Source organism: Streptomyces albipurpureus, from assembly GCF_023701525.1.
Lineage (GTDB): Bacteria > Actinomycetota > Actinomycetes > Streptomycetales > Streptomycetaceae > Streptomyces > Streptomyces albipurpureus.
On record NZ_JAMQAW010000026.1, the window covers coordinates 25,294 to 43,849 of the forward strand.

At 68.1% G+C, this 18,556-nt stretch carries 16 protein-coding genes; 7 read left to right on the top strand and 9 right to left on the bottom strand.

Going from position 1 to position 18,556, the window contains the following annotated elements; all coding sequences use genetic code 11:
• Positions 1-96: 96 nt before the first annotated feature.
• The gene (locus NBG84_RS21160) at positions 97-384 is read right to left on the bottom strand and encodes a hypothetical protein (protein WP_250921121.1); all 288 of its coding nucleotides are present in this window, start codon (positions 382-384) and stop codon (positions 97-99) included.
• A gap of 188 nt (positions 385-572) precedes the next feature.
• Between NBG84_RS21160 and NBG84_RS21165 the strand changes: the two genes are divergently transcribed.
• A complete protein-coding gene (locus tag NBG84_RS21165) occupies positions 573-1,064 on the top strand; it encodes a pyridoxamine 5'-phosphate oxidase family protein (protein WP_250921122.1) in 492 nt (163 codons plus the stop codon).
• Between the two features lie 127 nt (positions 1,065-1,191).
• On the opposite strand, the gene NBG84_RS21170 is transcribed toward NBG84_RS21165, so the two are convergent.
• Positions 1,192-2,052, bottom strand: coding sequence for an SCO6745 family protein (locus NBG84_RS21170; RefSeq protein ID WP_250921123.1), 861 nt, complete (start codon positions 2,050-2,052; stop codon positions 1,192-1,194).
• A gap of 114 nt (positions 2,053-2,166) precedes the next feature.
• Here NBG84_RS21170 and NBG84_RS21175 point away from each other — a divergent pair, with 114 nt between their 5' ends.
• Positions 2,167-2,529 (top strand): hypothetical protein, encoded by a 363-nt coding sequence (locus NBG84_RS21175; protein ID WP_250921124.1) that lies wholly within the window; start codon positions 2,167-2,169, stop codon positions 2,527-2,529.
• 276 nt (positions 2,530-2,805) lie between these two features.
• On the opposite strand, the gene NBG84_RS21180 is transcribed toward NBG84_RS21175, so the two are convergent.
• Entirely contained in the window at positions 2,806-3,570 is a 765-nt protein-coding gene (locus NBG84_RS21180; RefSeq protein WP_250921125.1) for an ankyrin repeat domain-containing protein, read from the bottom strand.
• A 22-nt stretch (positions 3,571-3,592) separates the two neighbouring features.
• On the bottom strand, positions 3,593-4,489 hold the full coding sequence (locus NBG84_RS21185) for a hypothetical protein (RefSeq protein WP_250921126.1): 897 nt from the start codon (positions 4,487-4,489) through the stop codon (positions 3,593-3,595).
• 227 nt (positions 4,490-4,716) lie between these two features.
• Between NBG84_RS21185 and NBG84_RS21190 the strand changes: the two genes are divergently transcribed.
• Together NBG84_RS21190 and NBG84_RS21195 are read left to right on the top strand one after the other, a co-directional pair.
• A complete protein-coding gene (locus NBG84_RS21190; RefSeq protein ID WP_250921127.1) occupies positions 4,717-5,484 on the top strand; it encodes a S1 family peptidase in 768 nt (255 codons plus the stop codon).
• 245 nt (positions 5,485-5,729) lie between these two features.
• Positions 5,730-8,795, top strand: a complete 3,066-nt coding sequence (locus tag NBG84_RS21195) for an endo-alpha-N-acetylgalactosaminidase family protein (RefSeq protein ID WP_250921128.1) — start codon at positions 5,730-5,732, stop codon at positions 8,793-8,795.
• A gap of 87 nt (positions 8,796-8,882) precedes the next feature.
• Here NBG84_RS21195 and NBG84_RS21200 read toward each other — a convergent pair whose 3' ends face one another.
• From NBG84_RS21200 to NBG84_RS21210, 3 genes are all read right to left on the bottom strand, one after another.
• Complete coding sequence (locus NBG84_RS21200; protein WP_250921129.1) at positions 8,883-9,422, bottom strand: SMI1/KNR4 family protein; 540 nt, start codon at positions 9,420-9,422, stop codon at positions 8,883-8,885.
• A gap of 30 nt (positions 9,423-9,452) precedes the next feature.
• Complete coding sequence (locus NBG84_RS21205) at positions 9,453-14,210, bottom strand: DUF6531 domain-containing protein (RefSeq protein ID WP_250921130.1); 4,758 nt, start codon at positions 14,208-14,210, stop codon at positions 9,453-9,455.
• Positions 14,211-14,564: 354 nt separating this feature from the next.
• Positions 14,565-14,744 carry an ATP-binding protein gene (locus NBG84_RS21210; protein ID WP_250921131.1) on the bottom strand — a complete coding sequence of 60 codons (180 nt, stop codon included), beginning with the start codon at positions 14,742-14,744 and terminating at the stop codon, positions 14,565-14,567.
• Between NBG84_RS21210 and NBG84_RS41175 the strand changes: the two genes are divergently transcribed.
• Together NBG84_RS41175 and NBG84_RS21220 are read left to right on the top strand one after the other, a co-directional pair.
• Positions 14,677-15,015: a DUF397 domain-containing protein gene (locus NBG84_RS41175; protein ID WP_308312095.1), complete on the top strand. Its 339-nt coding sequence runs from the start codon at positions 14,677-14,679 to the stop codon at positions 15,013-15,015. The two genes, NBG84_RS21210 and NBG84_RS41175, sit on opposite strands and share 68 nt — an antisense overlap.
• Before the next feature lie 10 nt (positions 15,016-15,025).
• Positions 15,026-15,205, top strand: a complete 180-nt coding sequence (locus NBG84_RS21220) for a DUF397 domain-containing protein (RefSeq protein WP_308312098.1) — start codon at positions 15,026-15,028, stop codon at positions 15,203-15,205.
• Between the two features lie 221 nt (positions 15,206-15,426).
• Here NBG84_RS21220 and NBG84_RS40720 read toward each other — a convergent pair whose 3' ends face one another.
• A complete protein-coding gene (locus tag NBG84_RS40720) occupies positions 15,427-15,561 on the bottom strand; it encodes a hypothetical protein (RefSeq protein ID WP_285367274.1) in 135 nt (44 codons plus the stop codon).
• Between the two features lie 240 nt (positions 15,562-15,801).
• Positions 15,802-17,541 carry a glycoside hydrolase family 35 protein gene (locus tag NBG84_RS21225; protein WP_250921133.1) on the bottom strand — a complete coding sequence of 580 codons (1,740 nt, stop codon included), beginning with the start codon at positions 17,539-17,541 and terminating at the stop codon, positions 15,802-15,804.
• 126 nt (positions 17,542-17,667) lie between these two features.
• On the opposite strand from NBG84_RS21225, the gene NBG84_RS21230 reads away from it, so the two are divergent.
• Entirely contained in the window at positions 17,668-18,552 is an 885-nt protein-coding gene (locus NBG84_RS21230; RefSeq protein WP_250921134.1) for a helix-turn-helix domain-containing protein, read from the top strand.
• Positions 18,553-18,556 lie beyond the last annotated feature (4 nt).

Sequence of the window (18,556 nt, forward strand, 5' to 3'; positions counted from 1 at the left end):
GGTCGGGGGCCTCTCGCCGCGTTGGAGCGTTTCGCGGTCCCCCGGTGGTAGTGCCCCGGTGGGTCCCCTCTCCGTGCGGATGGTTCTGGGCCGGCTCTACCGCTTCGCCACCCAGTAGTTGTAGACCTCGGACTGGTCTGGGGCCTGCGGCGGGCCGGTCATGCCGAGCCGTTCGGTGACCGGCATCATCACCGTGAAGAACTTCTCCATCGCTTCCTGCGATTCCCAGAGGTCATACACCTCGATGCCCGATGATCCGGCTACACACACATGGGTGAGGCAGCCTGCGAAGGTGTCACCGGGAAGCGCCTGGAGTTCGGTGTTCAGGGTGTCGTACTGCTCCGTGGTGACACCGGGAAGAGTGGCGTGCATCAGGATCGCCATCGGGTCCTCCTTGGTGTGCGGATGTGCAGATGTGTAGATGTACGGGGATCGGCGCCCTCCCCACCGCCGCTCCGACGGTCTTCTCCACCACCGGTTCGGCGGACTTCCCCACTACCCAGGACAACACGTTTCGCCGGCGGATGTGAATCCTGACAGAAGGTGTCGGGTTTCCATGGTGGGGTGGCCCCATGACTGCCGAGAACTCCGTTACAGGCTCCTCCTGGGCCGACTTCCAGCGGGCCGAGCCGGCCTTCGCCGCCACTGTGCAGGCCCGCTTCGCAAAGTACTTGCACCATGTGCTCGCCACCCTGCGCAAGGACGGCTCACCACGAGTGACCGGACTTGAGGTGATCTTCCGCGAGGATCAGCTCTGGCTGGGGATGATGCCCGACTCCCTCAAGGCGCGCGACCTGCTGCGCGACCCTCGATTCGCCCTGCACGCCAACCCCGGGACGGACGGCTCCATGGACGGCGGTGACGTCAGGCTCTCCGGGCGCGCGGTGGAGATCACCGACCAGGAGGAGCTGGCCCGGTTCGCGGCGGCGATCGAGCACCCGCTGCCCTTTCACCTGTTCCGGGTGGAGCTGTCGGATGTGGTGCGGAGCTCAGTGGACGGCGATGAGATGGTGCTCCAGTCCTGGCACCCGGCGGCGGGGCTGGTCACCCGTCGCCGCCGCTGAAGGGGACCCTGGACGGCGACCGTGCGCGCGAAGGCCCCTACCGCGGGGTTGTCCGCGCGGCCGCGTCTGCTCGGGTCGCTGAGGTGCCGGGCGGGAGGTCCCGCCCGGCCTGGTTCGGGGGGAAGCGCTATCGTCCCGGGCGGTCCGGCAGCCCCACCGGGTTCGGGAATCGCAGCACCTTCGCCACCGCGTCCGCCAGCGGAGTCAAGGTCTCCGCGAGCAGGGGGAGATTGGCGTCGGCCCAGGGGCGGGCAGCCACTCGGTCCGTGGTGTCCTCGATCGCCGCGTGAAGACGCCGCCCGTCCTCCGTGGCTCGCCCGTCCGACGCCAGTAGCCTCCGCTGCTGGAGGCGTTGACCCGCGGCTTCCCATTCCTTGTCGGTCCAGCCCCGGTAGGGCTGGAGTTCACTGCGCGGCAGATCGATGCCCGTACGCAGTAGCAGGACCTCGCAGCCGTCGAGGTCCGCCGCGGTCTGTGCGGCCACATACCCGTCGCCGCGGTGCTCGCGCAGGATCGTCGCCGCCTGCCACAGCCGATCCAGCGGGTCCTTGGGCCAGGGGAGTGCGGCGTTCGCGGCGGCGAGCGTACGGCCCGCGCAGTCGGGTGCGGTGGCGACCTCGGCCAGCAGTTCGGCTGCCCGCTCGACTCGTTCCTCCTGTTCGGCCAGCAGCCGGGCCAACGCCGCTCGGGCCCCTTCCCGCCGTACGTCGAGTGCCTCGGCCGGAGTGATCTGCGTCCAGACCGAGGGCAGCGCCTCGGCCACCATCGCCGGGGCGTACGAGCAGAACGCGCCCGTCGCCGCTCCCGCGCCTACCGTTCCCAGCGGTGCGGACCGGCCGGCGAAGTAGCCGCGCCAGAAGCCGTGCAGGCCCGCCTCCTCGAAAACGGAGGTGCCTTCGGGGGTGAAGTAGGTGACGGAGTGGATCGGTTCGAAGAGAAGCCAGAGATCACGGGATGTGACGGCCTTGGTGCTCACGGTAGTGGTCATGAAGGCATTGTGCCGGGACTCTTCGCCCCTAAGTACCGCTTGCCCGAATATGGTTGGGCTGGTGCGATCATCTGAACCATGAGTTGACACAGGGAACAGCAGGACCAGAGAAAAGTGTGCGGGCTCCTCGGGGGAGTGCCCCTCGCCATCGCCCTGCTGCCGGGCATCACCATGGAGGGTGGCTTCTCCATTGCGGCGCGGATGATCCCCATCGCCCTGTTCCTCATCGTCAACCGAGTCATCAGTGTTTGGCCGGAGAACACCAGAACCGCACATCCGCTCATGGTGCTGATGCCCGCCGTGATAGGCATCGTCGAGGACTCTCTCATCTGGCTGCCGGCGTCCTGGGTCGCCGGCCTGATGGATCTCGCCCTGGAGATCGACGGCATTCTCCCGATGGTGTTGGGTGCCCTCATCGTCAGATTGACGGCACTGGCGCTTCTCGCCCTGCCGTCCCGTGTGGCGCGGGCCGACTAGCCGGGCCTCCTGGTCACCCGGCCTCCGGCGGTAGTCACCGGCGTTGTCCACCGCGATCGCGACCCCGCACCCATGGCGCGGCCTTCGCCCCTTCGTCGTCACCGCCCTCACCGTCCCCGGGCGCGGAAGGCGCGGCCTGTATGCCCCCTTGGTGGGGATGTGCACCTCGTCCTGAGCATCAGCTCCATCGGAGCGCAGATTGACCCCGAAGGGTGCCGGGGTTCGAGACACCACCTCCCGTACGGCTGAACGGCCGCGCCTTCCCGCGCCCCGCTCTCATTCCGCCCGCTGGCCCAACTCCCCTTCCAGCAGGGCGACGATCGCCCGATGCCCCGTCTCTCGCTCATGGCCCGCGAACGGCTCCCCGTCCCGCAGCAACTCCACCATCACGATCCCCGTCCCGTCCTGCTGTGCGAGTCGGCGGGTCCGGGACTCATGCCCATCACCATGGGTGCGGAGCAGCCCTGTCTCCAGTTCTTCCGCGATATCTACGTCCAGCCACTTCCGTGACTCGTCCAGCGCCGCCCGTCGTTGTGTCTCGTCCGTGCCGTGCTCCAGCAGCACCCGTACGGTCGCGGGGGAGCCCCGGCGCGCGGCGAGGACCAGCGGGCACTCCTGCCGCGCATCGGCGAGGGTGATGTCCGCGCCCTGCTTGAGCAGTGCGTCCACGGTGTCGGCGTGGCCGTTCCCCGCCGCCCAGAGGAGTGCGGTGCCACCGAACTCCTCGCGCGCGTCCGGTCGCGCGCCCGCGGCGAGCAGGGCCCGTACCGCCTCCGTATGGCCCCAGACGGCTGCCGCGCACAGCGGTAGCTCTCCCTGGTCCGGGCCGCTGCCCCGGTTGGGGTCCGCCCCCGCGGCGAGAAGCAGCCGAACGATCCCGGGCAGATCCTGCACCGCCGCCAGATGCAGTGTGGTCTCCTCCTCCTCGTCGACCGCATGGGCACTCACCCCGGCCCTCAACAGCCGTACGACGCTGTCGTCCTCGCCCTCGTAGATCGCGGTGAACAACTCGTCAGTTCCTTGCGCCACTGCATCCTTCATGGGCGGAGCTTATGAGGATCGCTCAGGTGTCGCATTCGAGAATCGTGCGGCACAGTCCGCAGCGCGCCCGGGTGTGCCCTCGTACCGGAAGTCGGATGCGCTGATGGCAGGTGGGGCAGGGGAAGGAGACCCGCAGCCCCTGCGGCCCCGGCTCGAACACATAGGAGGAGGGGCCGCTCACCGGGCCACGGCCCGCGTGCTCCAGCGCGTACCGTCGATCCTTCGCATAGCGGTGCCGGGCGGCCCAGCCGGAAGTGGTCAGCGGCGGCTGTCGGGCCTCCCGCAGGGCCTGGGCGCGCCCCTTGGTGTACGCGGTGTACCCCTGCGGGCTGGTGAACCACGGCGAGGGGTCCTCGTTGAACAACAAGGCCCGCTTGGCCATGACGTAACCGAACTCCTCGGGGGTGAGATAGCCCAGCTTCTGGCTGGAGAGCTGGTCCTCCCGGAACGCGTCCAGCAGCAGCCACCCGGCACCCAGATAGGTGGTCACGGTGTCGGTGAGGATCTCGTTGTCGTACGTGGCGGGAAACGATAGGTCCAGCCGGTGCAACCACACATGGGTGATCTCATGTGCGAGGGCCGCGCCGATGTCCCGCCGATGTCTGCGGAAGCGGTCATTGAGCTCGATGAAGTACTCCGGCCCGGCGGTGAGTTCGACGCCCGCCGCATGGTGCATCTCGCGGAAGCTGACGATCATCCGTGCGTCGGGCAGCCGCAGATGGGCCACGAGCGCGCGGGCGACGGCCTGTGCCCCGAGATGAAGATCGTCCTGGTCGGAGAAGGCCACATCGACGGGGAGCACGCTCGACGCGTAGGAGAGCAGGCCGTCGGGGGAGAGCCTGCGATACAGCGCGGTGATGGCCGCCTGCACGGTGTCGAGGTGCGGAAAACCATGGACGACCTCATTGCCCTTCGCCACCACGTCGCGTCCCCCTGCCCCCGCGTCTGCGCCGCACAGGACTCCAACTGTACGGAGCCGCCCGCCCGAAACGTTGGGTTGACCTGGCCGAAAACTGCTCCTTGTGGCACAGCTGATCGACTCTCCATAATCCCAGACACCGTCTTGTCGGGCACATGACAGCAATGCCTTTTGCGGTCCTGGCCCGATGGGAGCGCAATTCTCAACCCCCCACGAAGGGTAGTCCGTTGAAGCTTCTCCGTACCCTCAAGAGATGCGCTGCGGCCGGCGCGGTGCTCCTCGCCGCCGTAAGCCTCCAGCCCAGCACCGCGTCCGCCGCCGCCCCACCCGTCGTCGGTGGCACCCGAGCCGCCCAGGGCGAGTTCCCCTTCATGGTGCGACTCTCCATGGGCTGTGGTGGCTCCCTGATCAGTCCGCAGGTCGTGCTGACCGCAGCGCACTGTGTCAGTGGCTCCGGCAGCACCACCTCCATCACCGCCACCGCGGGCGTCGTCGACCTGCAGAGCAGTGCGGCCACCAAGGTCCGCTCCACCAAGGTCCTCCAGGCCCCCGGCTACAACGGCACCGGCAAGGACTGGGCGCTGATCAAGCTCGCCCAGCCCATCAATCTGCCGACCCTCAAGCTCGCCGACACCGCCGCCTTCAACAGCGGCACCTTCACGGTCGCCGGCTGGGGCGCGGCACGCGAGGGCGGCGCCCAGCAGCGCTATCTGCTCAAGGCCCAGGTGCCGTTCGTCTCCGACGCCAGCTGCCAGCGGTCCTACCCGAGCCTGGTGGCCCGCGAGGAGATATGCGCCGGATTCCCCCAGGGGGGCACCGACACCTGCCAGGGTGACTCCGGCGGTCCCATGTTCCGTCGGGACAACGCCAACGCCTGGGTCCAGGTCGGCATAGTCAGCTGGGGCCAGGGCTGCGCCCAGCCCAACTACCCCGGTGTCTACACCGAGGTGTCCCACTTCGCCGCCACCATCAAGTCAGCGGCAGCCACCCTCTAGAACGGCCACCCTCTAGAACACACCGGAACGGCCACTCTCCAGGGCGGTGTCCCCGCGGAGGACCGTCCGACTGCTCCGGAGAGCAGTTCCGCGGCACAGCACCGTCGAGAGCAACCCCTTGGGCCGTCTGACAGGCGGGGCAGGTGTGGTTAGTCCAACACCTGCCCCCGCTTTGTCCATGGGCCCTGCTCGCCGTCACGGCGCAGATTGACGTGAACCGAATCACCGTGGCGAGGAGGACGAGCGTGTACGCAGAAGAACGCGGCCCCAGTCGGAGAACGGTGGTGGCCGCCACCGCCCTGGCCGGTGCCGGAGCGGCCATCGGCACCGCGGGCACCGCGTTCGCGGCCCCCATGGGACCGGCCGAGAACGTGCTGCGCTCATCCGAACTCGATGTCAGGGTCGACAGCGGCTTCCCGCGGATCATCTCGTACACCGATCGCGACACCGGTGCGCAGCTGTACGGGCAGCAGGACCCGATCACCTCCGTACTGATCGACTCGGTCGCCCGTACGCCGGAGCGGGTGACCGCACGCGCCCGCCGTGACCGTGTCGCGTACACCCTTGTCTTCGGCCCCACCGAGATCGATGTGGAGATCCGGGTGGAGGGCTGGCGGGTTCACTGGCGGGTGACCCGGATAGCGGACAGCGGCGCCCTGCGCGTGGGCACGCTCCAGATCCCGGCGCTCGCCCTGCTCTCCCTCCGCAGTGACCAGCCGGGCGCCGTGCTCCACGCGGCCCGTATCCAACTGGACAAGGCGACCAGCGGCGACACCCTCATCCGGCTCACACCCGCCACCCCGGTGGAGGCCAGACCCACCGGCTGTGCCTATGCCGTCGTCGCCCATGACCGGCTCGGGGGTGCGATCGAAACCAACACCGTCTGGGACAAGCCCACCAGCGCGGCCGGAAACACCTGGGACAACGGCAGGCTCTGGCGGCAGACCCTGGCCAAGGACGGCCAGGTACTGGCCCAACTGGTGCCCGGCCAGTGGACCCATCGCGCGGCCACCGCGCCCATCGACGCCACCGAACCACTGCCCTACGCCACCGTCGTCATCACCCGCGACCGCAACGGCGATTCCGTCGTCGACTGGCAGGACGCGGCCATCGCCTTCCGGGACATCATGGTCACCCCGCTCGGTGCCGACGAGCAGCATCTACGGGTGGTCCCGCATATCCCCTTCAACTTCGCGTCGCAGGCGACCAACCCCTTTCTCGCCACGCTTGACCAGGTCAAACGGATCTCGCTAGCGACCGATGGGCTACGGCAGTACACCCTGCTCAAGGGCTATCAGTCGGAGGGCCATGACTCGGCCCACCCCGACTACGCCGGCCATCACAACAAACGCGCCGGCGGGCTCAGTGACCTCAACACCCTGCTGCGAGAAGGCGCCGAGTGGGGCAGTGACTTCGGCGTCCATGTCAACGCCACCGAGTCCTACCCGGTCGCCAACGCCTTCTCCGAGACACTCGTCGACAAGGCGAACGAACAGTGGGACTGGCTGGACCAGTCGTACCGCATCGATCAGCGACGCGATCTGGTCAGCGGTGACATCATCCGGCGCTTCGCCGATCTGCGCGCCGAGACCCATCCCGCGCTGAACATGCTCTACATCGATGTCTTCCGCGAATCCGGCTGGACATCGGACCGCCTCCAGCGTGCCCTACGCGAACAGGGCTGGGAGATCACCACGGAGTGGGGCCACGGTCTGGAGCGTTCGGCGCTGTGGGCCCACTGGGCGACCGAGACCGACTACGGACCCGACACCTCCCGAGGCATCAACTCCCAGCTGATCCGCTTCATCCGCAACCATCAGAAGGACGTGTTCGCGGACAAGTGGCCCACCCTGCTGGGCATCCCCCGTACCAGCAACTTCGAGGGCTGGGTGGGAAAGACCGACTGGCACGCGTTCTACGAGCTGATCTGGACGGAGTCCCTGCCGGCGAAGTACCTCCAGGCCCATCCCATCAAGCGCTGGACCGATCATGAGATCACCTTCTTCGGTCCCACCTCGGTCTCCGACGCCGAGGGCATCCGTCAGATCACCACCGACGGGCGTCTGGTGTACGACGGCGGGAAGTACCTCCTGCCCTGGGAGCCGCGCCGGGCCACCGACCCCGTGAAGCTCTACCACTACAACCCGGCCGGTGGCACGAGCGAGTGGCGCCTTCCGCGCGGCTGGGGCGGCCGGTCCACGGTGGCGCTGTACCGCCTCACCGACCAGGGCCGCGAACACATCGACGAGCTGCGGGTCAATTCCGGTGGCCGGATCACCATCGACGCCGAACCGGGCCAGCCCTATGTCATCCACCGCACCCGGGTCCGTCCCCGGTCCGACCCCGACTGGGGCCAGGCCACCCCCTTGCATGACCCCGGCTTCACCTCGGGCTCCCTCGACGGCTGGGCGGTCACCGGTCCCGCGTCGGTCGCGCCGAGTTCGATCGGTGACTACGAACTGGTGATCGCCGCCGGCGCCACGGCGGCCGTGAGCCAGCGGCTGACCCGGTTGAAGCCGGGCCCCTACGCCGCGTCGGTCCAGGTCGAGGTCGGTGAGCGGGCCGGTCAGCGCCGCCGCGCCAGTCTGGAGGTCCGTACCGCGGACGGTGTGACGGCGGGCAACTGGACCGATGTCTCCACGGCGGTCAACTATGTGGCGGCCGACCGGAAGCACGGCACCCGCTTCCAGCGGATGTTCACCTATTTCACCGTCCCCGAGGGCGGCGGCCCGGTGTACCTCAGCCTGCGGGCCGCGGCCGGTGACGCCCGTATCCGCTTCGACAATGTCCGGATCGTCGCCGCTCGACCCACCCGCAAGCCGGGCACGGTGGCCTACGAGGACTTCGAGAACATCCCCCAGGGCTGGGGAGTCTTCGTCAAGGGTGACGCGGGCGGCGCCACCGACCCCCGCACCCATATCGCCCAACGCCACGCGCCCTTCACCCAGCGCGGCTGGCACGGCAAGGCCATCGACGATGTGATCGACGGCGGGGAGTCCCTGAAGTCCCGCGGCGAGAACGAAGGGCTGGTCTACCGCACGGTCCAGCACCTGGTGCGCTTCGAACCGGGGAAGCGCTATCGGGTGATGTTCCGCTACGAGAACGAGAAGGCGGGGGAGTACGCCTGGATCACCGGCGTCGACACCCGCGAACTGGACCGTGCCCCGATCCCGGTGGCCACCGAACCGACCCTCTGGAGCCATGAGTTCACCGCACCCGAAGCGGGCGAGGCCTGGGTCGGTCTGCGGAAGACCGGGGGAGCGTGGAAGTCGGAGTTCGTGCTGGACGCCTTCGAGGTACGGGAGGTCTGAGTGTGCGGCGGCCATCGTCCGACGACGGTGGCCGCCCGGCTCGGACACACCATCCGAGCCGGCTGAGATGGACGTCGCAGAACGGCGTCAGAGAAAGCTGGCGCTGGACTGGAACTCATGGGTATCGGCCGGGAGGTCGAAGAAGATGTCGGACTCCACCTCACCCGTGAGCAGGATGGACTCAAGGAACTGGGCAGCGGGCATCGGATACCGCTCCCACTCCGGACCGCGCCCTTCACCGATCATGACGGTCCACTCGTCGGGCTTCTGCCCGGGCCGGACGAGCCAGTACAGATTGTCACCGTTCTCCGTCAGCGCCCAGGTGATGACCCGGCTGCCCGCCTCCTCCAACTCCGGCGGCCTGGGGGCACTGCGTTCCCAGAGCCGTCGCAGCATCTCCATCCGGCCTTCGTTCTCCGTCGACAAGTCGTAGTACTTGTTCGCGCAGCCCGGCTCCAGAAGCCAGATGGCGTCGTCGAACAGTCCGCCGCCGTAGGTGTCGACGAGCTCCTTGTAGTCCTGTGGGAGCGCGGTTCCCAACCGGGTCTCGACCGGCCCCCAGTCCTTGGGCTCAGAAGCAGCGGGCGGGGGGATGCGCTCAGCGAGGCGCGCGACATGGGGATTCACTGGAAGGCTCCTTCTAAGGCGTCGTCCTGGCTATGGTTTGGGCACATTGAGGACCGTAACGTGATTGACCCCCGCGGCCGTGGAATCGGACTCGTAGGGCTTGAAGGTGAACCCTCGATTTCCGTGTGCCTCCAGAGTCATGGCGACGGGAATGACATCGCTCGGATCGTCGGTGCGATAGATGGGGGTGACCGTGTACTGGATGATCTCCCCCTTGTCGACGGCTTCCCTGATCTGGTTCTCGACGGCCACCATGACCGGGGAGTTCGCGTTGCGGTGCATGGTGACGAAGTTTCGGGGGTCCCTGTTCGATCCACCGATCTGCGCACCCAGCAGATGGGTCCTGTTGTAGTTCCGGCCGGTGACCCAGCCCGCGACATTGACCCGGGGCCGGGTCTTGCCGCCCGTCATATCCCCACCGATCGTGGCATGCATGGAGGTGGCACGGCCGCCGGGCCCCGGCGCGCCGTACTGGACCCGCCGTCCCCAGGTGACATCACTCTCGTCGCAGGGCGCCAGCCCGAGCGGATCGGAGAGGGTGTACGGATTGCCCACATAGGCCATCGGGTTCGGTGCCGCGTCGAGGCCCAGCGGATCGGAGGTCAGATAGCGGGCCGTCCCCGGATCGTAGTGACGGAAGTAGTTGTGATGGAGTTCCGTCTCCGGGTCGAAGTACTGTCCGGGAAAACGCAGCGGTGTGTACGCGGTGGCATCGCGGTTCCAGGTGGTGGTGCCCCAGAGCGTTGTCTTGGTGCGCCAGGCGATCTCGCCATCCGTGTCGACGAGCTCGGTGGGAGTGCCGATCTGGTCGGTGACGATGGCGAAGAACCGCTGGTCGACGACGTCCTGAGGGAGCTCGGACCGCGACTTGGTCTCCGTCTGCGCCAGTGGGGTGAACCCCTGGTGTTCCCAGGTGAGGGTCAGCGCCTCGGCCGCCCCCGCGAGCCGGGTGGTCTGCTCGGTGAGGGTGCTGCCGTCCCAGGTGAAGAGGGTCTCCTCGACGACGCTCGTACGGTCCCCGCCCATTCGCTGCTTGGCGATACGGCGGCCCAGCGGGTCATGGAGATAGCGCCACTCGGTGCCGTCGGGGGTGATGACAGCGGTGAGGCGGTCCTCCGCGTCCCAGGTGTACCGCCAGGTGTCGGGCTTGCGGGACAGCCGGGCCTTCTGGCGAAGGATGACCCGGCCCTCGGCGTCGTACTCATAGCGGACCCTGCCCGCCTGAGTGAGCCGAGTGCCCGAGTACAGACGCTCGCCCCGGTCCTCCGGGCGGGCGTGCCGATCCGGCCAGGCCGCCCGTGTCTGGTTGCCGACGAGGTCATAGGCGTAGCTCTCGGCCCAGTCGTCCGCCTGGACGGCCGTGACCCGTCCCACCTGGTCGAGGGTCAACTCACGCCGACCAGTGTGGAGGTCGGTGACGGCGGTGGGAAAGCCGTCGGCGCGGTAGCGGAAGCTTCGCCGCCCCCATGGTTCCGGTGACCTGGGGGTGCTCAGCGTCTGGTCGAGGAGGCGCCCGGCCGGGTCCCAGGTGTTGTGCAGCGCGAACACCTGGCCCAACCGGCGCTCGGTCTCCCGCCCCACGGCGTCATGGTCGAAGGCGAGGGTCCGCCCCGCCGCGGTCAGCGCGTCGCGGTGCCCCGCCCGGTCGTAGGAGTAGCTGGTGAGCGCCCCGGACGGAGTGGTGCGCCCGGTACGGCGACCGACGGCGTCGCACCGGGTGGTGAGCGACCGTCCATTCACCGTCTCGCCGAGCAGCCGCCCCAGTCGGTCGTAGTGGAAGCTGAGTACTCCATCAAGCCCGGCAGCACGGAGCAAACGACCGCAGGGATCGTTCTCGAAGGTGATCCGCCTGCCGTCGACGCTCTTCTCGACCACCGCACCGGCGCTGTCATAGGTGTAGCTGACCCGCTGTCCTACCGCATTGGTCTGGGTGACGGTCCTGCCGAGCGCGTCATGGGTGAAGCGCCTGGTCCGCCCGTCGAAGTCACTCTCCTCGATGAGACGACCCGCCGCGTCATAGCCATAAGTCCACTTCCAACCCTGGGGGTTGGAGACCTCGGTGAGCCTCAGTTCCCGGTCATAGGCGAAGGCATAGCGTGCTCCGTCAGGTCCGATCCGCTCCGAGACCAGATCGAAGTGGGTGTAGGAGAACCGGGTGAGCTGCCCCAACCCGTCGGTGTGACTGGTGCAGTTCCCTTCGCCGTCATAGGTCCATCGCTCGGTGACACCGTTGGGGTCGGTGCGTGCCGCGAGATGCCCCTCTACGGTCCACTCCAGTCGGCTGCGCCCGCCGAGCGGATTGGTCACCAGCGCCAGCCGCCCGAACCCGTCGTACTCGTACCCGGTCGTCTGACCTGCCGGGTCCGTGACCGTACGCGGCAGGCCCGTATCGGTGCAGGTGTAGTGGACGCTCTGGCCGAGCGCGTCGGTGACCGAGGTGAGCCGCCCGCCCGGACCATAGGACCAGCGGGTGGTGTCACCCGCCGGGTTGGTGACCGCGGTCCTGTTCCCGTGTTCATCGTAGAAGTGCTGCCAGACGGCCCCATCGGGCTCGGTCAGGAGATGGGGCAGCCCGAGCGCGTTGTAGCTGACGCTGGTGCGCATTCCATCGGCGCGGATCAGAGCGGTGGGGCGGCCGGCGGAGTCATAGCGGACATGGACCGTCTCCCCCAGCGCGTTGGTCGAGGACAGCAGCCGGTCGTAGGCGTCGTACTCGGTGCGGGTGGTATTGCCCTCGGGGTCGATCTCGGCGACCACCTGATGGAGCTCATTGAGCTGGAAGGTGGTGGTCGCGCCCGTCGCGTCCGTGTAGCGGGTGACCAGATCCTCGGTGTCGTAGCTGATGGTCGAGGACAGAAAGCCGTCCGGGCCGACCGTTTCCACCACCCGTCCCAAGCCGTCGTAGACATAGCGGAAGGCGGAGTCGTTGCGGTCGGTCCAGGAGGTGATCCGGTCGTCGTGGTCGTAGCCGAAGGCCAGTGCGTGTCCCGAGGAGTTGGTGACCGCCGACAGATTGCCGCGGTGGTCGTAGCCGTAGCTCAGGACGGGGACCCCGGTGCCCTGTGAGCGCAGCGCGAGCGAGGTGACGCGCTGGTCCTCGACCGTGATCTGGACGGAGTACCCACCCGAGTGGGTGACCGCGGAGGGGGAGCCGTCCAGGCCGCGCCCGAAGGTGATCCGATGGCCCTGGGAGTCTTCGAGCCTCGCCAGCCAGAAGGCGGTGGAGACACGGTAGGGGCTGCCGCTGAAGGAACGGGTGACGCCGCTGTGCGGATCGGTGATCTGGTACCAGGTCTCGTCCTCCACCTGACCGCCGTGGGTGAGCGGCAGCCGGGCGCCCTCCAGCGGGAGCACTGGCGGCCCATCGGGCCGTGGAAGGGTGGGATAGACCAGGAGGGAACCATCCTCACGGGCCCACACCGCGCCCATGCCCAGTGGATCGAGTTCGATCCGCTCATCGAGTGTGGACGCCCAACTCCGCCCGAACCACTGGCCGAAGTGGTATTCGGAGAGATGGGTACGACGGAGGACGAGTGGGAGCAGGCCAGGAAGGGAGAGGTCGGTTTGCGGAAGGGTCATCTCCCCCGTGGCGATGTCGATCGGGTCGCCCTTGCAGACCTTCTTGTCCAGGGAGATCGCGTTGCGTCGAGGCTCGTTCCCGGCCTCGCGAAGTGAGTTCGGCCGGGTGTGGTTGGGACCGCCGTCCCCCTTGCGCTGGGCCGGGACGTCCTTGCCCCCACCCCCGCGACCTCTGTCCTCGCCCTTGCGCTGCTGGGCGAGCCGCGCCTTGATGTCGGCGTCATTGGTCTTGTGGTCCTTGGAGATCTGCTTGACCGCCTGGGGAAGCGTCTGGCCGACGTGGTCCCCCATGGTCTTGACGGCCTTGTCCAGCGTCCCCATCGCCTTGTCCACGATCGGATCGATCGCGGACGCGATGTCATCCCGACCCCGGTTACGTCCGTGGTGGGACTTGGCGTTGTTCAGTTTGGTGCGGGTCTTGCCGTGGATCTGGGTGGAGACCGCGTTCAGTTTGGTGGAGGCGTTGTCATGTTCCTCATGCTCGATGTGGAAGCCCTTGCCGCCGCCCTTGGGAGCCGCCCCGCCGCCACCGGCCGACGCCAGGTTCAGCGACTCCTTGCCGGACTGCACACCTTGCTGGAAACCCTCCTTGCCCGCCTGCTTGGTCTGGTTCAGGTCCACACCGTCCTGGAGACCCATGGCGGTGGCACCCACCTGGACGACCAGATCGGCGGCCAGATTCTCCAGGGCGGCCACGGCGGGTTCGGTGGCGGCGGCGAGAAGGTAGCTGATCGCCTCTTCGCTGGCCTCCTTGATCAGCCGCCTGATCGCCTCCTGCGCGAGGCGGATCGCACCCGCGCCGATCAGCGCGGACAGTCCACCCGTGACGGGGATCAGGGCCATCGCGATTCCGGCCTTACCGGCGAGCCAGGTGAGTTGCGCCAGCGCCGCTACCTTCATTCCCTCGATCACGGTCGCGGTGGAGTCCAGGGCACCGGCGATCGTTCGCCCCGCGGAGGCGATGTCCTTGATGTGTTTGCCCTTGACCTTGTCCCAATGGCCACTGAACGCCTCGATCGCTTCCCCGTGACCGGACGAAATCAGCCGTTGGACATGGTTGTTGGCAAGCTGGCCATCGTCCTCGATGTCCTCCGCGAACTCCCGCAGGGCCTTCGCCATATCGCGATAGGCGTCCTCATCGACGTTGGGCCAATTGACACCGATGACATCCAGCAGAGTGTCTGCCCAATCGGGCACAGTGACGGACATAAACCCATTCCCCCGTTCGGGTAAGCCAGTTCAGCGCTCCCGTCCGATGATAGGGACGTACCAGTGAGTGGTTCGAGTTCTACAGCGCGTGGTAGACGGTGTGAACCCTTGCCATGGGATACGCCAGCACGGTGTCTGGTCAGGTGGTTCGCCACCGCCTGACCGTGTCGGCCGTGGCTGCGGGCGGGCTTGCGTCACCCAAAGGGACCGTGCCACTCGGGGGCTTGACGGCGGTGGCCCATCCCGTCGTTCGAACAAGCGGCGCGATGGCCGCCAAGGTCCCTGGCCGTACGCCGGGTAGGGCGGACGGCCAGGGTGCTGTGTCACCTGCCGGGCAGCTCCGGGAGGGGCAACTCAGCCCAGACGACCTTTCCCGGGCCCGTTGCGCGAGGAGACTCCCCAGGCGTCGCAGAGCGCCGCGACCAGCGGAAGCCCTCGGCCTCCGTCCGCGTCCGCCGTCGGGACGGTGAGCCGTGGCCGTACGTCGGAGGCGTCGTGCACTTCGATCCGCACCCGCGCCAGAGCGGGAGACAACGCGTCTCGATATCCCGCCCGGGCGCTCGGGCATGCCGCACGGCAACTCATTTCGGAACGCAGGGTCTGTTGGTTGAGTTACTGGAGCTGGCCCGGGACTCGACCATTCCTCAGCAATGGTGAAGGGGCTGAGTATGTCGAGATGGCGGACGGTGTCACTGGTCTGTCGCCGGTGAGGGACAGTAGGAATCCGCATGGCCCCGCCTTGGCCACTGGCTTGGGGACGTGGGCCGCCTTCGTCGACGAGGTGAAGCGTGGCGACGATTTCTGACTCTTCCGCTGTGATCGGCTGGCGTAAGTCCAGCTATGGCAATGGCAATGGCAATGGCGATGGCGATGGCGCAGCTTGCGTGGAGGTCGCGGATGGCGCTGGCGGTTTGCTGCCCGTCCGGGACAGCAGGAACCCCCCAAGGCCCCGCCCTTCTCATCCCGCTCGGCGCATGGACCGACTTCATAGCTGAGGTCAAGGCCCATCCCGGAGTGTGAACGAACCTCGCCCCCCGGTGCGGAGCACCAGTCACCGGGGGGCGAGGCGTGCGGGGGACGGGGAGGAGTCCCGGGGCCGCGGGGCCCAGCTACTTCGCGGGTGGGGAAGTGGCGCGGTACCTGAGCGGGGCCGTTCTGCTGGTCGTCAGGGGTTCCAGGTGAGTGAGCCCATCACACGACCCCTCGCGGCACATGCCTAAGGCGGGGAGGCCCAGGAAGGCTTGGTGCGGAGCGTGGGGCCGGGTGTCTTCGCGGTCGTTGCGCTGATCGACGCTGTGATCGAGGTGGTGAAGGCGCGCCTCTTGAGGTGGCTCATGTAGTCAGCTCTCACGGAAGCTCCTCCCGTTGGGTCCGGAAGACCGGACAAGGAGATGAGTGAACCGTGCGCCGCACCGCGTAGAGATGAGCCTAGGAGCGGCTGACCAGCCGGTCAACGATTATGGGTGGATTGTCATGTGATGAGAAGGATCTTCATCTAGGACGTAGGGACAGGGCGTCGGGCCCTGTCGGCGCAACGCCCCCAGCGGGGAGTGCCCGTCGCACCGCAGCCCCGGGCGCTCCCCGCTCGTCGTCAGCGCAGTGTGACCCCCGCGCCCGCCTCCTCCAACTCCAGCACCCAGATCTCATTGCTGCCCGAGTGAAGTACCGGCCCCGGGACATAGAGCGCGGACTGGGAGCCCACCCACCAGTAGCGGCCGAGGCAGAAACCGTTGACCCAGACGAAGCCCCGGGTCCAGCCCGGCAGTTCCACCCAGGCATCCCCCGGGGCCCCGATCTCCACCGAGCTTCGGTAGAGACCCGGTGCGCCCGCGATCACCGCACGGGCGGGGACCTCCGACACCGCCGCCGGGGTGAAGGAGGACAGGCGCAGCCCTCGGGCGCGTACGCCGTGCAGATACTGGCGTTCATGGAGTATCCCGCCGGTGATGCCCTTCGGTTCGCCCAGGCGGGGGCCGTAGTTGACCCGGCCCAGGGACTCCACCCACAAGTCCACTTCGGCGGGGCCCGGGATCAGGTCGGGGAGGGTGGCATGGTCCTCGCTCAGTACTCCCGCCCGGATGCCGTCGACGTACACCACCGCACGGTCCCGTAGCCCCGAGGCACGCAGGGCGTAGGGCTGGCGCGGTCCAGGCACCCGGACCCGGTAGCGGACCAGGCCGCGGTCCACGCCCAGCTCCTCGAACGTCGCCGGCGTCGGGGCCTCGGTCTCCGGGTCGCCGAGGGCATCCAGTACATCGCCGAGCGACGACCAGGTGCCGGGGCGGACATCGAGGAGGGCGTTCAGGGCTGGGGGAGCGGGCGGTAGGTCCGGCGGTGGCTCCGGCGCGTACTCCGCCAGCACTTCACGGAAGGCCCAGAACTTCTCGGTGGGCCGCCCCGACTCATCGATCGGAGCGTCGTAGTCGTAGGAGGTCACGGTGGGCTCCAGCACCCCGTCGTGCAGTGTGCCCGCCCGATTGGCGCCGGCCCACCCCCCGAAGTTGGTTCCCCCATGGGCCATATACACATTCACCGAGGCCCCCAACTCCAGGATCTCCCGGAGTCCCTTCGCCGCCGACTGCGCGTCCCGGCTCGCCGGCTCATCGCCCCAGTGGGCGAACCAGCCGCACCAGAACTCCATGCACATCAGCGGACCGGTCGACCGGTGGCGGCGCAGGGCGGCGAAGGCGTCCAGCGCGCCCGAGCCGAAGTTGACCGTGGTGAGCACACCGGGGATGGAGCCGCCGGTGAGCATATGGTCCTCGGGGCCGTCCGAGGTGAACAGCGGTACGGTCACCCCACAGTCGCGCAGCACCCCCACCACGTGCTGGAGATAGCCCGGGTCGCTGCCGTAGCTCCCGTACTCGTTCTCCGCCTGCACCATGATCACCGGGCCGCCGCGGTCGATCTGCCGATCCACCACCTGAGGCAGCAGCCGAGTGAACCAGCGGTCCACATGGGCCAGATACTCCGCGTCATCGGTGCGTACCCGCCGTCCGACCAGACCGGTCAGCCAGGCCGGGAATCCGCCGTTCTCCCACTCGGCGCAGATATAGGGACCCGGGCGCACGATCGCCCACAGCCCGGCCGCTCGCGCCGCGTCCAGGAACCGTCCGAGGGCTTCCACATCGGTGTACTCCCCGGGCGCGGGCTCATGCAGATTCCAGGGGACGTATGTCTCCACACAGTTCAGCCCCATGGAACGGAGCATCGCCAGCCGATGGTCCCACTGCTCCTCGTGCGCACGGAAGTAGTGCAGCGCCCCCGACAGCAGCCGCACCGGCCGCCCGTCGATCAGAAAGTCCGTCTCACCCACGCCGAATTCAGCCACCTCCCCACCTTTGACCCCTGGCGGCTCACCGGTCCATGGACAAAGATCGGCACTGTTTGGACACAAGCGAGCACATAGAAGCACAGACGATCGCAGGATTGATCAGCCAGGAAGGGGCAAAGGCGGATGTATCACACCTGGATGCGTTACTTCACCCCAGGTTCGATCCACCGTCGACTGGGCCTGGTCTGCCTCGGTGTCGGCCTCCAGCACGGAGTTCTGCCCGCCGTGGGGCCTCGCACACTGGACCACCATGTGGCCGTGGTGATCAGTGCGGGCAGTGGCTGGTTCCGTACGCCGGATGGCCAGCACATCGCCCTCACCGCACCCGCCTTGATCTGGATCACCCCCGGCGTACCCCATCACTACGGCCCCGATCCCGGCGGCTGGGACGAGAGCTTCGTCGACTTCGACGGGCCTGCCACCGACACCTACACCGAGCTCGGCTATATCGACCCCGATCAACCCGTCATTCCGCTTTCGGACGCGGTCGGACCCCGGGCCGCCATCGGCCGGATCGCCAGAGCCGCCCGCCGGGGCAATCCGCTGCTGGAGGTCGAGACGGCGGCGGCCGTCCATGAACTGCTCGTAGCCCTGCGCCGGGCCCGTGCCGACACCAGCCCTGCGGGCGACCCCGTGCTGACCGCACTCGCCCGGGACGCCTTCCAGCCGTTCTCCGTCGCCGAACACGCGGCCCGCCATGGGATGACCCCCGCCGAACTGCGTACGGCCGTGCGCCGGGGCGCGGGATGCAGCCCCAAGGACTATCTGCTCTCCATCAGGCTCCGCAGGGCCAAGGAACTCCTCGCGGCGACCGAACTGCCCGTCGCCGCCGTCGCCCGCAGAGTCGGCTACGAGGACCCCGCCTACTTCTCCCGCCTGTTCACCCGACGGGTGGGCACCGCACCCGTGCGCTTCCGTGAGCAGCAAGGACGCACCGTGCCCGGCGGCTGGAGCGACCGCGTCCCAGACCCTGAACACCCGCCCACCATCACCACCCCGTCCACGTAAGCTC